The 20,599-nt window shown below is 49.7% G+C and carries 14 protein-coding genes; 10 read left to right on the top strand and 4 right to left on the bottom strand.

Annotated features, from left to right (window positions below; genetic code table 11):
* Positions 1-54 precede the first annotated feature (54 nt).
* Complete coding sequence (locus OCU43_RS11975; RefSeq protein WP_091355385.1) at positions 55-1,230, top strand: p-hydroxyphenylacetate 3-hydroxylase oxygenase component; 1,176 nt, start codon at positions 55-57, stop codon at positions 1,228-1,230.
* A gap of 165 nt (positions 1,231-1,395) precedes the next feature.
* Positions 1,396-2,250 (top strand): PA4780 family RIO1-like protein kinase, encoded by an 855-nt coding sequence (locus OCU43_RS11970; RefSeq protein ID WP_091355382.1) that lies wholly within the window; start codon positions 1,396-1,398, stop codon positions 2,248-2,250.
* Between the two features lie 108 nt (positions 2,251-2,358).
* Here OCU43_RS11970 and acnA read toward each other — a convergent pair whose 3' ends face one another.
* The gene (gene acnA / locus OCU43_RS11965) at positions 2,359-5,076 is read right to left on the bottom strand and encodes an aconitate hydratase AcnA (protein WP_091355380.1); all 2,718 of its coding nucleotides are present in this window, start codon (positions 5,074-5,076) and stop codon (positions 2,359-2,361) included.
* A gap of 751 nt (positions 5,077-5,827) precedes the next feature.
* On the opposite strand from acnA, the gene OCU43_RS11960 reads away from it, so the two are divergent.
* On the top strand, positions 5,828-8,623 hold the full coding sequence (locus OCU43_RS11960; protein WP_091355378.1) for a bifunctional aconitate hydratase 2/2-methylisocitrate dehydratase: 2,796 nt from the start codon (positions 5,828-5,830) through the stop codon (positions 8,621-8,623).
* Positions 8,624-9,092: 469 nt separating this feature from the next.
* Here OCU43_RS11960 and acnB read toward each other — a convergent pair whose 3' ends face one another.
* Positions 9,093-11,687 carry a bifunctional aconitate hydratase 2/2-methylisocitrate dehydratase gene (acnB, locus tag OCU43_RS11955; protein WP_091355376.1) on the bottom strand — a complete coding sequence of 865 codons (2,595 nt, stop codon included), beginning with the start codon at positions 11,685-11,687 and terminating at the stop codon, positions 9,093-9,095.
* Between the two features lie 444 nt (positions 11,688-12,131).
* On the opposite strand from acnB, the gene OCU43_RS11950 reads away from it, so the two are divergent.
* The 6 genes from OCU43_RS11950 (at position 12,132) to OCU43_RS11925 (ending at position 16,355) form a co-directional block, all read left to right on the top strand.
* Positions 12,132-12,584 carry a hypothetical protein gene (locus OCU43_RS11950; protein WP_091355373.1) on the top strand — a complete coding sequence of 151 codons (453 nt, stop codon included), beginning with the start codon at positions 12,132-12,134 and terminating at the stop codon, positions 12,582-12,584.
* Positions 12,585-12,625: 41 nt separating this feature from the next.
* Positions 12,626-13,912, top strand: coding sequence for a hypothetical protein (locus OCU43_RS11945; RefSeq protein ID WP_091355371.1), 1,287 nt, complete (start codon positions 12,626-12,628; stop codon positions 13,910-13,912).
* Between the two features lie 89 nt (positions 13,913-14,001).
* Positions 14,002-14,637, top strand: coding sequence for a hypothetical protein (locus tag OCU43_RS11940; protein WP_091356224.1), 636 nt, complete (start codon positions 14,002-14,004; stop codon positions 14,635-14,637).
* A 53-nt stretch (positions 14,638-14,690) separates the two neighbouring features.
* Positions 14,691-15,053, top strand: coding sequence for a roadblock/LC7 domain-containing protein (locus OCU43_RS11935; RefSeq protein ID WP_019622314.1), 363 nt, complete (start codon positions 14,691-14,693; stop codon positions 15,051-15,053).
* A 79-nt stretch (positions 15,054-15,132) separates the two neighbouring features.
* Positions 15,133-15,603 carry a PAS domain-containing protein gene (locus OCU43_RS11930; protein WP_091355369.1) on the top strand — a complete coding sequence of 157 codons (471 nt, stop codon included), beginning with the start codon at positions 15,133-15,135 and terminating at the stop codon, positions 15,601-15,603.
* Between the two features lie 5 nt (positions 15,604-15,608).
* The gene (locus OCU43_RS11925; protein ID WP_091355367.1) at positions 15,609-16,355 is read left to right on the top strand and encodes a phosphate/phosphite/phosphonate ABC transporter substrate-binding protein; all 747 of its coding nucleotides are present in this window, start codon (positions 15,609-15,611) and stop codon (positions 16,353-16,355) included.
* 69 nt (positions 16,356-16,424) lie between these two features.
* Here the strand turns inward: OCU43_RS11925 and OCU43_RS11920 are convergent, their stop codons facing one another.
* Complete coding sequence (locus tag OCU43_RS11920; RefSeq protein ID WP_091355365.1) at positions 16,425-18,062, bottom strand: methyl-accepting chemotaxis protein; 1,638 nt, start codon at positions 18,060-18,062, stop codon at positions 16,425-16,427.
* 268 nt (positions 18,063-18,330) lie between these two features.
* Positions 18,331-19,356 (bottom strand): TRAP transporter substrate-binding protein, encoded by a 1,026-nt coding sequence (locus OCU43_RS11915; protein WP_091355362.1) that lies wholly within the window; start codon positions 19,354-19,356, stop codon positions 18,331-18,333.
* 493 nt (positions 19,357-19,849) lie between these two features.
* On the opposite strand from OCU43_RS11915, the gene OCU43_RS11910 reads away from it, so the two are divergent.
* A complete protein-coding gene (locus tag OCU43_RS11910; protein ID WP_091355361.1) occupies positions 19,850-20,575 on the top strand; it encodes a GntR family transcriptional regulator in 726 nt (241 codons plus the stop codon).
* Positions 20,576-20,599: the final 24 nt, after the last annotated feature.

Below are 20,599 nucleotides of genomic sequence, written 5' to 3'. Positions count from 1 at the left end.
TAGGGTTCAGGTAAGCCACTGTCGCGACAACAATAATGAGAAAGGTAATGAGTGATGCAAAGACCAAATCCGATGCTGGATGAGCTTAAAAAAATTCTCCCTGCTATCGCGGCAAATGCTGTTGAAGCAGAGAAGCTGAGACAAGTGCCAGAGGAAAATATCCGTCTGTTAAAATCGATCAAGCTGCATCGTGCGTTACAGCCTAAAGCTTATGGCGGTTTAGAGTTGTCTCTGCCTGAAGTGACCGATTGTGTTGCAGCCCTTGCCGGGGCCTGTGGTGGTACAGCCTGGGCATTTAGCTTGCTGATTACTCACAGCCATCAGATGGCGATGTTTTCAAAGCAGGCTCAGGATGAGTTCTGGGGTGAGGATCCGGACGCGGTGGCCAGTAGTTCAATCGCTCCCTTTGGTAAGACCGAAGAGTGTGAAGGCGGTGTTATCTTTAATGGCGATATGCGCTGGAGCTCCGGTTGTGATCATGCTCAGTGGGCTATTCTTGGTTTTTTGCGCGATAACAAAGAGACCGGTGAGAAAGACTACTGTTTCGGTGTTGTTCCTGCCAGTGATTATGAGATTGAAGACGACTGGTACTCTGCGGGCATGAAGCCTTCAGGCACCAAGACGCTGAAGATCAAACCTAATACCTTTATCCCTGAGCATCGTATCGAGCGTGCTAAAGCGATGATGTCTGGTCAGTCAACAGGTTTTGGTCTGTATCCCGACAGTAAGATCTATTACACCCCGTACCGTCCCTATTTTGCCTGTGGTTTTGCCGCCATGGCGCTGGGTATCGCCGAGCGGATGCTGACGGTTTATAAGGAGATGACACAAAACCGTACCCGTGCTTATACACTGGCCAGCAGTGGTAAGGAGATTCCACCGCTGATGCGTCTGGCTGAGTCGACCCATCAGGTTGCAGCTGCGCGGGCGTTTATGGAGAAAACCTGGGACGAGCATAAAGAGTTTGGTGAGCAGAAGCGCTATCCAACCGATGCTGAGCTGGCATTCTGGCGGACCAATCAGGCCTATGCGATTAAGATGTGCTGCGAGGCGGTAAACCGGTTGTTTGAGGTAGCAGGAGGTTCTACCTGGATTCACGACAATGAAATTCAGCGTCTGTGGCGTGACTGTAATATGACAGCTGCCCATGCTTATACCGATTACGATGTCTGCAAGCAGATTCTGGGACGCTCCCTGATGGGGATGGAGCCAGATCCAACCATGGTGTAATTTTCCACTTTTTAAAAAGCCCGCAAATGTTGCGGGCTTTTTTGTGGGTTAATGATCCGTATGGGAGAAACGGATTCAGGCTAAAAAAAAATTTAAAAGTGTTAGTATTGCCTTCTTAGTTTCGCCACTGTCGGCTAAAACAGGTTTTTTACATTACAGGTATGCATGAAAGCACCAAAATCTCTTCTGCCGCTGATCGATGAAGGCTTGATCGACGAGGTTATCAGCCGGCTTATGAGCGGCAAAGAAGCCGATATCTATATCGTCAGCTGCTCCGGTCAGATTCGATGCGCCAAGGTTTATAAAGACGCGGTGAAGCGAAGCTTTAAAAATGCTGCGCAATACCAGGAGGGGCGCAAGGTCCGTAGTGGCCGGCGTGCCCGGGCGATGGAAAAAAACTCGGCTTATGGTCGAAAACAGCAGGAAGAGATCTGGCAAAACGCTGAAGTCGATGCGCTGGCAAGATTGTATCGGGCTGGCGTTCGGGTGCCGGAAACCTTTGGTTGTATCGACGGCGTGTTATTGATGGAGCTGGTGGTCGATGATGAGGGAGATGTAGCACCGCGTCTTGGTGATGTACTGCTTACAGAAGAGCAGGCCGTTGAAGATTATGCAGTGATGATGCACTACATAAAGCTGATGCTGTGTGAGGGGATTGTGCATGGTGATCTGTCAGAATTTAATGTGCTGGTGGATGAGTACGGTCCGGTCGTGATTGATCTGCCCCAGGCAGTTGATGCCTCAGCGAATAACAGTGCAAGGTCAATGTTATTGCGTGATGTTACTAATATGACCCGTTACTATTCCCAGTTTGCCCCGGTACTGAGTCTGTCCCGCTTTGGTGAAGAGATGTGGGCGCTGTACGAAGAGGGGGAACTGAAGCCTGAAACTGAGCTGACCGGCCTCTATGACGGTGATGCCGATAGTGCTGATGTTGACTCTGTATTGGAAGAGATCAAAGCAGTTATGCAGGAAGAGCGTGAGCGGCAGGAACGCCTTAAAGAGGCTGAGGAAATTTAATTTTCGTTAAGCCGTTTCCGGCAGATCAGCCCTCTACAGGCTGTTACTGAAATAAAAACCCGCATGATGCGGGTTTTTTAGTCAGTATCTTTCGCTTACGCTGTTCTGCTAAGCATTCGCGGCAATAATGTCGCGTAACACCATCGGCAGAATGCCTTTATGACGTATCTGATCCAGCTCTGATGAGGTATCGATACGTGACAGCAGCTCGATCTGCTGGGATGAGCCATCCGCTCGGTGAATCGTCAGTTCTACAGAGCCTCTGGGCTCAAGTGTATCAATACCATTCAGGTCAAAGGTTTCTGATCCATCCAGATTAAGAGAGGCCCGTGTGACCCCTTGCGGCAATTGCAGCGGTAAAACCCCCATTCCCACCAGATTGGATTTGTGAATACGCTCAAAGCTTTCTGCAATGATCGCTCTGACACCCAGCAGCGCTGGCCCTTTTGCGGCCCAGTCCCGTGATGATCCGGTGCCATACAGTTTGCCGCCAAAGACAACGGTGGAGGTGCCTTCTTCACGGTAACGCGCAGCGGCATCGTAAATAGACATCTGTGCAGGTTCACCTTCAGACGGGTGGTAACGGGTTACCGCGCCAGTGGTGCCTGGCAGCATCAGGTTTCTGGCTTTATTGTTGCCAAAAATACTGCGTAGCATGACATGGTGGTTGCCCCGGCGTGCCCCAAGCGATGTCAGATCGCCCTCTGCAACGCCTTGTGAGATCAGGTATTCACCCGGAGGGGAGTCTGGACGTATCCGGCTTACCGGTGAAATATGGTCAGTGGTGGTATTGTCATCACACATCACCAGCATGCGCGCCCCGGCGATATTGTTTAACGCATCTTGTGGCGTTTCCAGTGAGAAACCGTCGAAGAACGAGATCTCCTGGATGTAGGTTGAATCTGGATCCCAGTCATAAACAGGGCCTGTCGGAGAGGCCAGGTTCTGCCAGGTATCAGGGCCGTCGAGGGCGTTCTCATAGGTTTCTCTGAAGGCTTTCGGATCCATACACGCATGCATCGTCTGAGTAATTTCAGCGTTGCTCGGCCAGATATCTTTAAGGAAAACATCCTTTCCGCTGGCATCCTGACCAATGGGCTGAGTAGTGACGTCAATATTCACGTTACCCGCAATAGCCATGGCAACCACCAGCGGTGGTGACATGAGGAAGTTGGTATCAACATCCGGATGAACCCGGCCTTCAAAGTTCCGGTTACCGGATAAAACAGAGGCTGCGATAATATCGTGGTTTTGCAACGCTTCTTCAATGCTGGGTGCCAGAGGGCCGGAATTACCGACGCAGGTTGTACACCCATAACCAGCGGTATTAAAACCCAGTGCATCCAGATGCTGTTGTAGTCCCGCCTTGGTTAAAAAGTCGGTGGCAACCGGTGATCCCGGTGCCAGAGATGTTTTAACGCCATCAGGTACTTTCATTCCCAGCTCATTCGCTTTCTTAGCAAGAAGACCTGCTGCAATTAATAAGCCGGGGTTAGATGTATTGGTGCAGGCTGTAATCGCTGCAATCACGATATCGCCGTCTTTTAACTCCCTTTCCGGTAACGGTGCGAAAATACCGGCTTCGTCTGCTTTCATTGGCGTCACATTAACGACTTCAGGTTTGCGATCTCCTTCGGTTGCCGCTTTCCTGAAAACGTTGCCAAGCTCAGCCAGCGGTAACCTGTCCTGAGGCCTTTTGGGGCCGGCGACAGAGGGTTCAACCGTGGCCAGATCAAGCTGAAGAAGATCGGTATAGCGTGGCAGCGGCTGGCCTGGCGTCCAGGCCATATTTTGTGCTTTATAGAATGCGAGTGGCAGATCACCATCCCTGCCGGTTGCTCTCAGGTAGTCGGCTGAGATCTCATCAAATGGGAAGAAGCCCATGGTTGCACCATATTCAGGTGACATATTGGCGATGGTAGCGCGGTCAGGCAGGGACAGATTGGCGCAACCCTCACCGATGTATTCAACAAATTTACCCACAACACCGCCCGGATAGTTTCTCAACATCTCCGTGATGGTCAGTACCAGATCTGTTGCGGTAACACCCTCTCTCAGTGCGCCTGTGAGCTCAACACCGACCACTTCAGGAGCCAGCATCTGCATCGGCTGGCCCAGCATAGAGGCACCGGCTTCAATACCGCCAACCCCCCAGCCCACAATACCTAAAGCATTGGCCATTGGCGTATGGCTGTCCATACCAATGAGGGTGTCAGGGACCATCAGTCCATTGATGTTGAGATAGCCCTGTGCCAGATATTCCAGGTTAACCTGATGCACAATGCCGGTTTGTGGGGGAATGATCCTGATCGTTTCAAATGCCTGCGCACCCCATTTCAAAAAGGCATAGCGCTCTTTGTTTCTGGCTGCTTCCAGCTCCCCATTAATTCTGAGAGAAGCGGGACTGCCTGTGTTGTCCATTGTCACCGTGTGATCGATAACCAGATCTGCGCGTACCAATGGCTCGATGATGGCCGGATCCATACCCATCCGCTGAACCGCTGAGCGCATAGCAGCAAAATCCACAATGGCTGGCGTGCCACTCAGGTCGTGCATAATGACGCGACCTGCCGTGAAAGGAATTTCGATCGGCTGCTTACCCTGATGTTCAGTCCAGCCTCCAAGCGCCTGAACCTGCTCAGCGGTTATGCCGTTCTGGCCAACATTCCGGGCGATACCTTCCAGGATGGGGCGAAGAGAGAAGGGTAGTTCATCAAGCTTTATACCAAAGCGCGCAGCGGTATCTGGCAGGCTATGGTAGCGGTGCGCTGTTCCGGGGAGGGTTTTAATGGAACGGGATGGATCAAAATCGATAGGACTTGTCATATTCTATTCCTCTCGCAGATGGGATGCTGCTGAACCTATAAGCTGTTTGCACGAGCCCCGGTCATTGGTGGAGTCGCCCGATCTCCCTGCTTCGTCATATATTCAGCTGTCAAACGAACCGCTATCACCTGCAACATAAATTATTACATTGTTAAGATTGTCGACAATGTTATCGGATAGATAGCTTAAAGCAAGGCTGCTGGCGCTATTTTCGTCTATATTTCATACAATCTACGACTATTTGCTAGTGTGCATAGACTGTTTTGACCTTTTTCAAGTGCTGCCGGACGGGGTTTGTGCAATGCAGAATGGCAGAGGGGGCTAGTCAAAAGAATAAATGAAGGGTCTGGGACAGAATCAGCATATGAAGCCACCGGGCTGCTAAACTGAAGCCAGTAAGAGGCGAGGGGATGGTTCTGACCGATCGATTAAATCACTATGGACACGAGCATCCGTCAAACAGCTGTGTCATAAATAACGACTGACTTATATTGGTCAACCTGAAATTAAGCATCCTTCCTGAATGATTACTGTTTTTCAGCAAAGGAGCAGCTATCCCAAATTTGCAAAAACATGTAGATCTACAACCAATGTATACCATCAGGAACAGATTGATTTTGTTGCCATTTATTTTATTTATACCGACTATAAGCGCAATTTAAACTGTTTTCATTGAGCTGTTTGTTGCTTTTTCCTTATAATCTGCCGCAGATTCATAATTAGAATTAACTGAGACGAGACGCTTTACGCTATGAGTTACTATTCTGACTACCTAGAAGAAATTGAGGTTCGTAAAAAGGACCTTGGCCTGAATCCCAAACCGATTGATAGCGCAGAGCTACTTTCTGAAATCATTGCCCAGATTAAAGACACTGGTAATGAGCATCGCGAAGCATCTTTGAACTTCTTCATCTACAACACGCTGCCTGGTACGACTCCAGCGGCTGGCGTTAAAGCCGCTTTCCTGAAAGATATCGCTCTGGGTAAAGAAACGGTTGCCGAAATATCTCCTGAGTTTGCTCTTGAGCAGCTATCTCACATGAAAGGTGGGCCATCTGTTGCAGCGCTGCTGGATATCGCGCTGTCTGACGACGCTCAGGCTGCTGCTGCAGGTGAGGTTCTGAAATCTCAGGTATTCCTGTACGATGCTGACTACACTCGTTTGGCTGATGCTTACAAAGCGGGCAATGCGATCGCTAAAGATATCCTGGAAAGCTACTCAAAAGCTGAGTTCTTCACCAAGCTGGATGATATTCCAGAGAAGATCAAAGTGGTTACCTACATTGCTGCTGAGGGTGATATCTCCACTGACTTACTCTCTCCGGGTAATCAGTCTCACTCCCGTGCTGACCGCGAACTGCATGGCCTGTGCATGATCTCGCCACAAGCTCAGCAGGAGATCGTTGAGCTGGGTAAGCAACACCCTGACGCCAAAGTGATGCTGATTGCTGAAAAAGGCACCATGGGGGTAGGTTCTTCCCGTATGTCAGGTGTTAACAACGTGGCACTGTGGGCCGGTGAAAAAACCTCTCCATACATCCCATTCATCAACAATCGTCCGGTCGTTGCTGGTACTAATGGTATTGCGCCTATCTTCCTGACTACGGTTGGTGTAACCGGCGGTATCGGTCTGGACCTGAAAAACTGGGTTAAGAAAACTGACGCAAACGGCGAAGTTGTTCGTGACGAAAACGGTGATCCTGTACTGGAAGAAGCATACTCTGTTGCAACGGGTACGGTTCTGACCATCGATACTAAAGCGAAGAAGCTCTACAACGGCGACCAGGAGCTGGTTGACGTAGCCGACGCTTTCACGCCGCAAAAAGTTGAATTCATGAAAGCGGGTGGTTCTTACGCGGTAACCTTCGGTAAGAAACTGCAAACGTTCGCTGCTGAAACGCTGGGCGTTGAAGCGCCAGCGGTTTACGCGCCATCTAAAGAGATCTCTCACGAAGGCCAGGGTCTGACTGCGGTTGAGAAAATCTTTAACCGTAATGCTGTTGGTGTTACTTCTAAGACGCCTCTGCACACAGGTTCTGATGTTCGCGTGAAAGTGAACATCGTCGGTTCTCAGGACACTACAGGTCCTATGACTTGTCAGGAACTGGAAGCGATGGCTGCTTCTACTATCTCTCCAAGTGTTGATGGTGCCTTCCAGTCTGGTTGTCACACCGCATCTGTTTGGGATAACAAAGCTAAAGCCAATACACCTAAGCTGATGGCGTTCATGAACGCATTCGGTGTAATCACAGCACGTGACCCGAAAGGCGTTTACCACTCAATGACTGACGTTATTCACAAAGTACTGAATGACATCACCGTTGACGACCGGGCAATCATCATTGGTGGTGATTCCCACACCCGTATGTCTAAAGGTATCGCCTTCGGTGCTGACTCCGGTACTGTTGCAATCGCACTGGCGACAGGTGAGTCCGCTATGCCAATCCCTGAGTCTGTGAAGGTAACCTTCAAAGGCTCTATGAAGCCTCACATGGATTTCCGCGACATCGTACACGCCACTCAGGCGCAGATGCTGAAGAAGTTCGGTGGTGAAAACGTATTCCAGGGACGTGTCATTGAAGTACAGATCGGTACTCTGCTGGCTGACCAGGCGTTCACGTTCACTGACTGGACTGCAGAGATGAAAGCGAAAGCGTCTATCTGTATCTCCACTGACGAAACGCTGATCCAGTCTCTGGAACTGGCTAAGTCCCGTATCCAGATCATGATCGACAAAGGTATGGATAACGCAGCGGGCATGCTGCAAGGCCTGATCGACCTGGCTGACAAGCGTATCGCGGAAGTTAAATCTGGCGAAGCACCTGCACTGGCTCCGGACGATAACGCTAAGTACTACGCTGAGCTGGTTGTTGATCTTGACGCAATCGATGAGCCAATGATTGCTGACCCGGACGTAAACAACGAAGATATCTCCAAGCGTTACACCCATGATGTGATCCGTCCCGCTTCTTACTATGATGGACGTAAGGTAGATCTGGGCTTCATTGGTTCCTGTATGGTCCACAAAGGCGATATGCAGATCATCGCTGCGATGTTGCGTAACCTGGAGAAGAAAGGTCCGATCACCTTTAACGCGCCACTGGTTGTTGCTCCACCAACGTACAACATCGTTGATGAGCTGAAAGCGGAAGGTGACTGGGATGTTCTCGCGAAATACGCTGGCTTCACTTTTGATGATGAACATCCAAAAGAAAAGGCACGTACTCAGTATGAAAACATTCTCTACTTAGAGCGTCCTGGATGTAACCTGTGCATGGGTAACCAGGAAAAAGCAGCGCCTGGTGATACTGTACTGGCCACTTCTACCCGTCTGTTCCAGGGCCGGGTTGTAGAAGATAGTTCAGAGAAGAAAGGTGAGTCTCTGCTGGGGTCAACGCCAATGGTTGTTCTGTCTACTATCCTGGGTCGCTTCCCGACTCTGGAAGAGTACAAAGAAGCCGTTGAAGGTATCAACCTGACCTCTTTCGTTCCACCGAGTCAGGACCTGAGCGTAGCGCATACTGCTATCCCGGCTGTTCGTCTTTAATCACAAATCATGTGACTAACAAAAAGCCCTGATCCTTCAGGGCTTTTTTTATGCTTGCGGTTTAGTTTTCATTCTGACCTCAGAGAGACCCGCGTTTGGTTAGCTGAGATTTTGCCAAATGTAGCGTGCCAAAAACCTGAACGCCCGGCGTTTCAGAAAACAGCCCTATAACTGACAGGTGGAGACCTGATACTTGACGCTGAAAAGTATCAGGGAAATGTTTTACCACAGAGGGCATGGAGAAACGCTATTTATAAGGTTTTCTCTGTGCTCTCCGTGTCCTCTTTGGCGGGGTTATTTCAGGCTGTTATATCGCTCCACAGCATATCGAATATGCTGGCATCCTTTGATAAAGTGCGATGAAGCAAAAAAAATCCGATGCTGATATCAACATCGGATTTTCTGTCAAACCCTTCTATCGCTCTGATGCTTAAGTAAGCATTAGTGGTCTTATCGGGTTATCTAACGATTACGCCGTGGCGATCACGTTAGATGCTTTGTCGATATAAGAGTCGATCTGATCGAAGTTCAGGTAGCGGTAAACATCGGCAGACATGCTATCGATCTTAGTCGCGTAATCCATATACTCCTGAACAGTCGGGATCTTACCAATTAGTGCTGCTACCGCGGCCAGTTCGGCAGAGGACAGGAAGACGTTAGCACCGGTACCCAGGCGGTTGGGGAAGTTTCGGGTGGAGGTGGACACAACCGTGGTGTTATCTCCGACACGGGCCTGGTTACCCATACACAGTGAACAGCCCGGCATCTCGATGCGTGCACCCGCTTTACCGAAGATGTTGTAGTAACCCTCTTCGGTCAGCTGAGCGGCATCCATCTTGGTTGGTGGTGCGATCCACATACGGGTTGGGATAGATGCACCAGAGGCTTCCAGCAGCTTACCAGCGGCGCGGAAGTGGCCGATGTTGGTCATGCAGGAACCGATGAATACTTCATCGATGTGGGTGCCGGCAACTTCCGACAGCAACTTAACGTCATCAGGGTCGTTCGGGCAGGCCAGGATGGGCTCTTTAACATCTTCCAGATCGATTTCGATTACGGCAGCATAGTCTGCGTCAGCATCGCCTTCCATCAGTTCAGGGTTAGCCAGCCACTCCTCCATGCCCTTGATACGGCGCTCAATTGTGCGTGGGTCGCCGTAACCCTCAGCAATCATCCACTTCAGCATGGTGATGTTGGAGTTGAGGTACTCTTTAATCGGCTCAGCATCCAGCTTGATAGAACATGCCGCTGCGGAGCGTTCAGCTGCGGAGTCAGACAGTTCGAACGCCTGTTCAACCTTCAGGTCCGGAAGACCTTCAATCTCAAGAATACGACCGGAGAAGATGTTTTTCTTACCTGATTTAGCAACTGTCAGCAGGCCCTGTTTGATCGCGTAATAGGGGATCGCGTTAACCAGATCGCGCAGGGTGATGCCTGGCTGCAGTTTAGTGCCCTTGAAGCGCACCAGAACCGATTCAGGCATATCCAGAGGCATAACACCGGTCGCAGCTGCGAAGGCTACCAGACCAGAACCTGCCGGGAATGAGATGCCAATCGGGAAGCGGGTGTGAGAGTCTCCGCCGGTACCAACAGTATCAGGCAGCAGCATACGGTTCAGCCAGGAGTGGATGACACCGTCACCTGGACGCAGGGATACGCCGCCGCGGTTCATGATGAAGTCTGGCAGAGTGTGATGCGTTTGTACGTCAACGGGTTTAGGGTAAGCCGCTGTGTGACAGAAAGACTGCATGGTCAGGTCGGCAGAGAAGCCAAGGCATGCCAGATCTTTCAGTTCGTCACGGGTCATCGGACCGGTCGTGTCCTGAGAGCCTACAGTGGTCATCTTAGGTTCGCAGTATGTGCCGGGGCGAACACCTTCGACGCCACAGGCTTTACCCACCATCTTCTGAGCCAGAGAGTAGCCTTTACCGGTATCGGCAGGCTGTTCAGGTTTGCGGAACAGATCAACCGGACCCAGGCTAAGCGCCTCCCGGGCACGATCAGTCAGACCCCGGCCAATGATCAGCGGGATACGACCACCGGCACGAACCTCGTCCAGCAGTACCTGTGTTTTCAGTGCGAATTCACACAGTGTTTCGCCGGTTTCAGCATTGACTGCTTTGCCTTCATAGGGATAGATGTCTACGACATCGCCCATATTCATCTTGTCTACATCCATTTCGATCGGCAGTGCTCCTGCATCTTCCATGGTGTTGAAGAAGATAGGAGCGATCTTGCCGCCGAAGCAGTAACCGCCAGCGCGCTTGTTGGGTACATGTGGAATATCGTCACCGAAGAACCACAGTACCGAGTTGGTAGCAGATTTACGCGAAGAGCCGGTACCCACTACGTCACCTACGTAGGCAACCGGGTAGCCCTTTGCTTTTACCTCTTCAATCTGCTTCAGCGGACCAACAGAGCCTGGCTGAACGGGTTCGATACCTTCACGCTCCATTTTCAGCATCGCATTGGCGTGCAATGGGATATCCGGCCGGGTGAAGGCATCGGGAGCAGGGGACAGGTCGTCTGTATTCGTTTCACCGGGTACTTTAAATACGGTAACGGTGATCTTCTCGGGTAGTTCAGGCTTAGAGGTAAACCATTCGCCAGCTGCCCAGGACTCCAGAACCTGTTTCGCAAACGTGTTGCCTGCGTCAGCTTTATCTTTCACATCATGGAATGCGTCAAACATCAGCAGTGTATGGGACAGAGCTTTTACAGCAGTCGGCGCAAGATCATCGTCATCAAGTGCAGCGATCAGTGGCTGGATGTTATATCCACCCAGCATGGTGCCGAGTAGTTGAACGGCTTTAACCCTGTCAATCAGTGGCGATTCGGCTTCACCTTTTGCGATAGCAGCCAGAAAACCAGCTTTAACATAGGCTGCCTGGTCAACACCCGCAGGTACACGGTTTTCCAACAGGTCAAGGATAAATGCTTCTTCGCCAGCAGGTGGGTTTTTTAATAAGTCAACCAGCGCTGCAGTCTGATCTGCATCCAGTGGTTTTGCCGGCACGCCTTCCTGGGCGCGTTCTTCTACATGTTTACGGTAAGCTTCAAGCACGATATACCTCTCATCTGTTATCTCTGTCAGACAATATTGGTACGCGACTCTCTGACAGTTGGCCGGTAATCTTAGACGCCTAACTTAAGCCTGGCTTAACTAGCTTAAATTGGCGCATAAATTTTAGCCTAAATGTGCTCTAAAGTTAAGATTTGTAGGAAGTTTAACCGCTGATGCTTTTTATTTAGGTATAGTGAATAACTGGCTAAGTTAATGTATTCATAGTTAAAATAGCGGGTGAGATCTATGTGATGCAGATCAAGGTTATCTCTTGAGAATCACAAAAGGCTGAGCGATTTATGTATTATTCAACTTAAGTCACTAAAATGTGTACTTATCAATACCCAAGCACATGTATTTATATTAACGTTAGTTACTAGTTAGTCCGGTTGAGTGATCAACAGTTGTCGGATTCAGTAAATCTTAGTAGTAGAGGGCGGGCTTGTGAATTCACCAATTTGGGCGGCAGTTTCCGGCTGGGAACTGAATGCTGAGCTTGAAGGGCTAAATGCTCTTAACATTGAGACTCTTTTTACCGCATTAGAGGGTAAAGAGCTAATCTATGACGGGCCACACAAGTCTGTTTTATTGCATCATTTCAATCGTTTGGTAGCCTCCCGGCCCAATAACCTGCGTAATCAGGTGCAGCGGGTGTATCTGTCTATCTTATGCCATGATGAGGCTGAACTGACCGGTGCGCTGCTGGATCTGTCTCTGACCCTCGAAGGTAAAGGGCAGGCGTTGCGCAAAAGACTTTTGGAGCAGGGGGCCGATCTGATCAGAAAAGAGGATCTTGAACTGTTCCAGGAAGCTCTGGCAGATGGCGATAATTACAGATTGTTGCAATTAAACAAACAGAAATCTGTGCTTTGTAACGGTAGCTTTTCACTGCATTAGTCTCTATTTTAATTTCTCACTATAACGGGGTGGGCGTAGTTGTGGGGGTATCTCATATCAAGTTGAATAAGCGTGCTGCAAGCAATGTCATTAAGCTGGGAATCGTCGGCTTTGAGTTGCAATCGAAAACAGCGATGGATCTGTTCTTTATGCAGCACCGCAGTATGTACAGTCTGGTCTCGGCTGAGCATGCTGATGTTCTGATCATCGATATGGAACACCCGGCTGTAAAACCGGTTGTTGAGCAATATCGTAATAGCCGCCCAATTATTGCAGTTACTGCCACTGAGAATGAATTTCCCGGATTTGAGACGCTACGCAAACCCCTCGATGGTAAACGTCTGATTAAAGCGATCAACCAGGCAATTGAGTCTTTTGTTCCTGCTGATGGCGATCAGCAACCTGATAATCAGGTGCGCAATGAAGGTGAAAAAGCGTTTCAGGCGTATCAGAAACGCCTGGCTACGGGTCGCCAGGCAATGGCCGATTATAAAACCATCACCTCAGACCGTGATCAGAACTCTTCTGAAGTACGGCAGCGGTTTCAGCTTGATAACCAGCCCGCCCCGGTGAACCCGGAGAGTGAAGACGACGTTGTTAAGGTTGAGGCTGATACTGTTGCTCCTCCTAAGGCACAGGTTGAGTCAGCAGTGGCCGTGCCGGTTGGGCGTAAAGCTGCAGAAAAGAAACCCCAGGATGTCAAAGCCCGGCTTTCCTATCAGATGGTCTATGAATGTTGTGGCAACGCCCCTGATGTCAATATGTATGAACCGGATCAGCGGCGCAGGGTTTTCTTTAAAGAGGATTCTACCCTGCTGGCAATTTTGCAGCAGGCTATTGTTGAAGGCGAGGCGCAGAAGGTGCCGGTGGAAATTACCGGATTGCCCGGAACGCTGGCCTATATTCCTGAACATAAGAAGTTTCTTTTCGATTTCAGTGAAGACCTTCTGATTCCGCTTGCACTTACCCGGTTTGGTTATCAGGAGCTTACGCTGAAAGTGCGTCCGGATCTGGATCTCGAGCGTCCCAGTGTGACCGGATCAAAAGTTTTACTGGTGGAAAGTGATGAGATGATCTGGAAGCTGGCACTCTGGACATCGAAAGGGCGTCTTAACCGTAATATAGACCCGGAGCAACCCCATCGTCTGACTAAGGGGCTTGATTTTGAGCGTCTGCTGGCAATACCTCACGCAACTACGATCAGTAGTTTGTGGGGAAGGCATAGTCTGTCAGCGCTGGAAGTGGTTAAAGTCCTCAAGATTCACCAGCGTTATGTGTTTTCATTTATGACTGCCGCCTACGCCCTGGGAGCGTTCCGGTCGAAATAAGCAGCAGTTGATGGCCCTTAATTTCTTCTGTAGTAATGTGGCAATTCAGGGATTTAGTAACTAATAAAAATGTAGCCGGAGATATGTTGGTGGGAGATTACAATCAGGACTCCATTCGTTATATCGCTATCACCCCTAGCGGAGCTTACTTTGCCACATTAAATTCAGCCCCGGATGACGCGAGGGCGATGTTGTTGCAGTTGCTCTCTACTGATTTTGAATTGCTCTACTCGCTGGAACTGGTGGCTGAGCTGGCTGATCTGGATGAGACCCAGGCAATGGGCTTATTCCAGCAGTTACTCGACCGGGGGTTTGTTGCACTATCTGAATCACCTCCTGAGATTAAGCGGGGTCCGCTTGAGGATATTCTGCCCGACCTTCTGCAGCAGATATCTGATAGTGGTAAGGCGCTGTTGGCAGATGACCAGGGTTTTTGCCTTTCTTCAACGGGGTATTCTGCTGAACAATCAGAAAACCTGGCGGCACTGGCCGCAGATCTGCTCTCTTTGCAGGAACGTCATAAACATATTCTGACCAGCGATCTGGAAGTAGCCGGAGACTCCTGGGGCATCATGAACGCGGCAGGGCAAAGCCAGCTGGGTTTTTGGGTGATCTATATCGGTCATCAACGCTTCACGCTGGTGATATCTGATATGCCTAAACTGAATCAGCAGGCGTTTGCTGAAATACTGGCGAGCCTGGCTCGTCGATACCTTGATTACTAATTAATAGTTTTAATGAACTCCCATATAGGGAAAATAAATGGAAGGAGTGTTCTATGCGTTCTGAGATGCTGACCTCAATTTTGAGTGATCTCAACGGCACATCTGCTGATATCGAAGCCTCTGCGGTAATTTCTACAGATGGTCTGATGATTGCGGCGCTGCTGCCATCAAGTATGGATGAAGACCGCGTTGGTGCAATGAGTGCTGCCATGTTGTCTCTGGGGGAGCGTACTGCAAAAGAGCTTGCCCGGGGTGAACTTGAGCAGGTACTGGTCAAAGGGGACGAGGGCTATATCCTGATGACCCATGCGAATCAGGACTCAGTACTGACTGTTGTTGCTAAACCGAATGCTCGTCTGGGTCTTATATTCCTGGACGTTAAGCGTGCGGCAGAGGCGATCGGTAAGATCCTTTAATCGTAAACATCTGGCACCGGTTATGGATTAACAGCTATCAGGGAAGATGTGCGGTGCCTGAGCGAAGAAGGCTGTAAGTATGTCTGAGCAAGACACAGGAGAAGTACGTACCGTAGAAATAGCATATTTTGATGGTACGAAACGCACAGCAGATATTGTTGACCGGGAGGTTCCTTATCCTGATGGCAAGCTGATTGTGTCCAGAACCGATCCGCAAGGTATTATTACCCATGCGAATCAGGCATTTATAGATATGTCCGGTTACTCGGAAGATGAGCTGATCGGAACCAATCATTACATCTTACGACATCCCGATATGCCTGCAATTGCGTTTAAAGGGCTCTGGGATACTATAGAGCAGGGAACCAAGTGGCACGGTTATGTTAAAAATTTACGTAAAGACGGCGCCTATTACTGGGTAAAAGCGACCGTGATTCCGAACATCCGTAATGGCCAGTTGGTTGGTTATACCTCGGTTCGGCGTAAGCCTTCGCGCAGTAAAATTGTTGAGAGCGAAGCGTTGTACAAAACATTGTTGGCTGAGGAGTGATAAAGATGACATTTAATCTCACGGTCAGCCCTGATTTTGCCCCCGACCATATTTCAGGGTGGTATTTTTTCAACACCTGGCTGCAGCGTAAACTGGGTGTCGGTATTCATCTTGAACTGTATGATAGCTTTGATGCACAGCGCGAAGATATTCGTGCCGAAAAATTTGACCTGATTTATGCAAACCCTTACGACGCCTCTATGCTGGTGCGGGAGATGGGGTTTCAGGCGGTAGTGAAACCGGCCAGTAAGTCTGATGAAACGATTATTGCCGTTAACGCTGAATCTCCATTTCACACGGTAGAAGATCTTATCTCTGGCTGTCGTGTAGCAACCACAGATGACCCGGATGTACATACCATGGGTATGATCATGCTGGAGTCGGCGGATCTGGACAAAAACAATACTGAGATTAAGCAGCACAGCAGTTATGTTGTTGTAGCGAAAAATCTGTTAAACGGTGATGCGGATGCCGGTTTTTTCCTCAAAGATGCGTACGATGAGTTGTCTGAGCTGATCCGTTCAAAAATGCGTGTTCTGGTGAGTAGTCAGATCAGTGTAGTACATCACAGCTTGCTGGTGGGGCCGAGGATGGCGGAGCATATCCCTGCCATTCAGACCGCTTTGCTGACGATGCATGATGATGAGAAAGGTAAGGGAGTCCTCGAAAGTATGGATATCGAAACCTGGGAACCCATGGACTCAGAGCAGACTGAGTTTATGATAGACCTGATCGATACACTGATAGATTAACCGAAATTATCTCACTATAAAAAACGCCCCGGTCGAGGGCGTTTTTTTTTACCAGATCGTTTGTGCTGCTTAATGGCCGACTTTAAATCGCTTCATTTTTCCGTACAGATCACTGGCAACCTTTTTAAACGAGGTCGATATTGTCTGGGTGTTCTGGGTGAGTTCATTGGAAACCTGGTTCTGATCACTCAGGTGGGCCAGGTTTCGGTTGATCTCATCCGTCACCAGACTTTGCTCTTCGGTTGCAGAAGCGATCTGAATTGCCATGTCGTTTACCTGTGTGGCGGATGTTTCGATTTCACTCAGAAGGTCCTGAGTGCTTTCAACCAGTTCGACAGAGGAGTTTACCTGCTCAGAGCCTTCGCGAATTGAGCTGACAGCCTGATTCACCCCCGTTTGCAGCTTTTCTATCATCGCCTGTATCTCTTCGGTGGACGCCTGGGTTTTACTGGCCAGCGAACGAACCTCATCGGATACAACGGCAAACCCACGGCCATGATCGCCTGCTCTGGCGGCTTCTATTGCGGCATTCAGGGCAAGCAGGTTGGTTTGGTCGGCTATCCCTCTGATAACATCCAGCACTGAAGCGATATTTTCAGACTCTTTAGCCAGGTTGCCTATCACCTCTTCTGAATTGGTAACTGAGCGGGTCAGGCTCTGGAACTTAATCACCGAATCATTAATTATGTCCCTGCCTCTGTGGGAGATATCGACGGTTTTAGCGGTTTCTGAGGCTGTACGCTGAGCGTTTTCAGCGACGTCGCGGATGGCGGTACTAAACTCCTCCACCGCGGTTGCTATCATCTCGACCTCCTGGCTCTGCTCATTAACAATTTTCATGCTGCTGTCAGCCGATTGCTCCAGTTGAGCTGAACTGCTGTTCATTGACTCCGCCTGATGGCGGATGTCAGATATCAGTGTTTCAAGGTTGCTGACAAAAGTATCGAAAGTATCAGCTAACTCACCCAGTTCATCTTTCCGATCGGAGTTTATTCTGAGAGTCAGGTCGCCATCGCCCTCACTGATCTCCTGGATGCTTGTGGTAAGCCGGCGGATATTGGTGACCAGAAGTTTCGGTGTTAAGTAGGTGAGCGCGCCGGCAATAATCAGCACGATGAAAATGAAAACTCCCAGGCCAAAAGACACTGTCGAGATCTGTTGCTCCAGCCGGTCACGCTCGCGGATCGATTGTGCATCCAGCTCTTCACCTGCCAGATTGTATAGATTTCGGAGTTTTTTGAAGGCGGTTTGCGCCTCGCCATCGCTCAGGGCGCGTGCCTGGTCGGTATTACCGGTTTTTATAAGCGCCAGTACCCGATCCGCTTTTGCTTTCCAGTCACTGAAGCGCGTATCAAAAGCATCCAGTTTGCGGATGATGTCGGGGTATTCTGACATCAGCGCTTTGTACTTATTCATCCGATCCAGTGCCTGCTGAGCATTCTCATTAAAATCGTTGAGAATTTTATCGCTGGTATTGCCCAGCAGATATTCCAGCTCGGCTTCTCTGGCCTGGTACAGGTCTCTGTCTGCGTTAAGTATGCTTGAAATCGCCGGCAGGTAGTTCTGACCAAAGGTGTTTACACCTGATTTCATCTCATCTGTCAGAATTTTGCCGGATACTGCGATGATCAGGATCGCCAGGGTCAGTATGACCATCGCGATTGAAAGTTTGAATCGAATGCTTTGAAACGGGCTGGACTTCATCATTACTCAACCTGTAGTGGTTTGCTTGCTTGTTGAATGTAAAGCTCAGGCTATCGTGAAGATGACTTAAATCAATAAAAATAGGTCTCAAAGTGACAGTGTCAGCCTTATTCTCTCAAATGCGTCTGCATGCTTCAGGGGATGGGTCTGCGTTTAGCTGATGTGAAGAGGGAGTCTGCCGCTATCTGCTGATAGGGCGCTAGTGTCTGAGAGGGGGGAATAACATTGTGTGAAAGCCTCTGAACCCTTCAGGTTCAGAGGCCATGATGGTTCAGGAAGGACAGCTTGTGGCTAGCTCTCTGGCCCGCGTATATACTTTTTTCGCCGGCAGACCCTTAGCTTCAAGGCTGTCAATATAGTTTTGGGATGCTTTATCCAGCAGTGGTTTCCAGTCCGGGTTGTTTACGCCTCCCTCAATGGTGAAGATCTCGTGGCCGGCATCCTTCGCCTGCTTTTTGCCTACCACATCCAGTGCGTCAAACACTTCACCTGCCTTCTCAGCCCATGTAAGGCCTGAGTTTTTGTCGATAATGGCCTGAAGGTCCGCTGGTAGACTGTTATAGACCCGTTTATTCATGGTGACGATAAAGGATATGGTGTATAGACCGCCCACTTCTGTATGGGTGTTGGTCAGCTCATTGAGCCGGAAAGACGCCATCGCTTCCCATGGAAACGCGACGCCATCAATCACGCCCCGTTGCATCGCCGTGTATGAACCGGGTGCCGGCATGCCCACTGGTTGTGCATTTAACTCTGTCAGCAGCTCTGCGACAACCGTTGTTGGACGGCGAATGCGCAGGCCCGACAGATCAGAGGGTACCTTGATCAGTTTATCCCGGGTGTGCAAAAGACCGGGGCCGTGGGTATAGAGGAAAATAGGTTTGGTATCTTCGTACTCTTCAGAAATCAGCTTCTCATCAAGCAGGCTTTGCAGAATGCAGGAGCCATTGACTGCATCTTTAGCAACGCCAGGGAGCTCGACAATTTGTGTCAGAGGGAAACGGTTTGCACTATAACCCTGAACCGTTGCCGTTACATCCATTATCCCGTTTTTGACTGCGTCATATTGTGCTGGTGGTTTTGCCAGAGTACCGGATGGGTACACTTCTACTGAGATGCGCCCGCCGGATTCCGCTTCGATTTTATCCGCCCAGGGTTGAATCAGGTTTTTATGTGGGCCGGAGACGGCTGGCCAGAGATGCCCCAGCCGGATAGTGAATTCTGCTGCCTGGGCGGGCGAGAGAAGTGCGGCCGATAGCAGGCCTGCCGCGGTTAAACGGGTCAGAAGTTTACACATATGTTGCTCCTATAATTCATCATATTGATGATGCGCAGATCTGTTCAGCTGTCACCCGGGCTTTACGTTATCCCTGAAAGAGTTGTTGCTGAGCTATTGCGGGATGGTCAGATCTGCATCTGTTTATTTTTATTAGCTATATAGGTTTGTATTAATGATAGTGTATCGGTTAAGTTTTTTATTGCAGCCCCCCGGGCTATCTGTTGCAGCATCTAAGCGCTTCATCGGCAGCGTCGTTGACCTATACTCTTAAGTACAGGTCTTGCATGCCCTGGCAATGCTTCAACGAATATAGGTTATTGGATTCAAAAATGTAAAGTTATTTTGTTTGTGATATATTTTATCAGGTTTGTTTTATCGGCTTATTTATTTAAAAACATATAGATAGGCGGGTATTTGTTTTTTGTTTTGGGTGTAAGTTTTTGGTATTTGTATCCAAGTTGTCAGGTGTGTCGGGTGTTGAAAGTAGACCGAATATTGAGCGGGAGTCTGGATGAGTAAGCAGGGGCAACGGGTTATTCTGTCGTTACGACAGATGATTGTGAACGGTGATCTTGCGGCGGGAGAACGACTGCGGGAAGAGTCGCTCGCCGAGCGATTAGGTGTTTCACGCACCCCTATCCGGGTGGCTCTGAAGCTATTGGCGCAGGAGGGGTTGCTACAGACGGTGGGGGCACGGGGTTATGCTGTGCGTCAGATCAGCACTGAAGAGATCAGGAATGCGGTTGATGTGCGGGGGGTTCTCGAGGGGATGGCTGCACGCCTGCTAGCTGAGGTCGGGCTGACAGAGAGTGTTCGCGATACGCTTAAGCAGTGTCTTGATCAGGGTGATCAGCTGTTTTCCCGAGGGGCTATTGATGAAGGGGATGTGGTTACGTTTCACGACCTGAACATGACATTTCATAACACCATCATTGATAACTGCGGTAATGGTGCAGTCAAGAGCGCCATCATGCTTAACGACCATATTCCCTTTGCCTCGGTGCACTCTATTGCTATCGACAGTTCCGCGATGGATCGGGAGTACCTGCGCCTGACGTTTGCGAATGTTCAGCACCACCTTGTTTACGATGCACTGATAAACCGGCAGGGCACCCGTGCCGAATCACTGATGCGTGAGCATGCCAATGCCGCATTACGTTATGCTGAGATTTTTGGCGTGGGGAATGGTGATCGGGGGAGCGTCAAAATCTTGCGCTCCGATCTGACCGCCGACTAACCAGCAGCGGGCAGGGCGCTTGCG

Origin of the sequence: Amphritea atlantica, from assembly GCF_024347255.1 — a bacterium.
In the GTDB taxonomy this organism is placed as follows: domain Bacteria; phylum Pseudomonadota; class Gammaproteobacteria; order Pseudomonadales; family Balneatricaceae; genus Amphritea; species Amphritea atlantica.
Note: the sequence above shows the minus strand (reverse complement) of the source record. Positions and strands in the feature narration are given on the sequence as shown.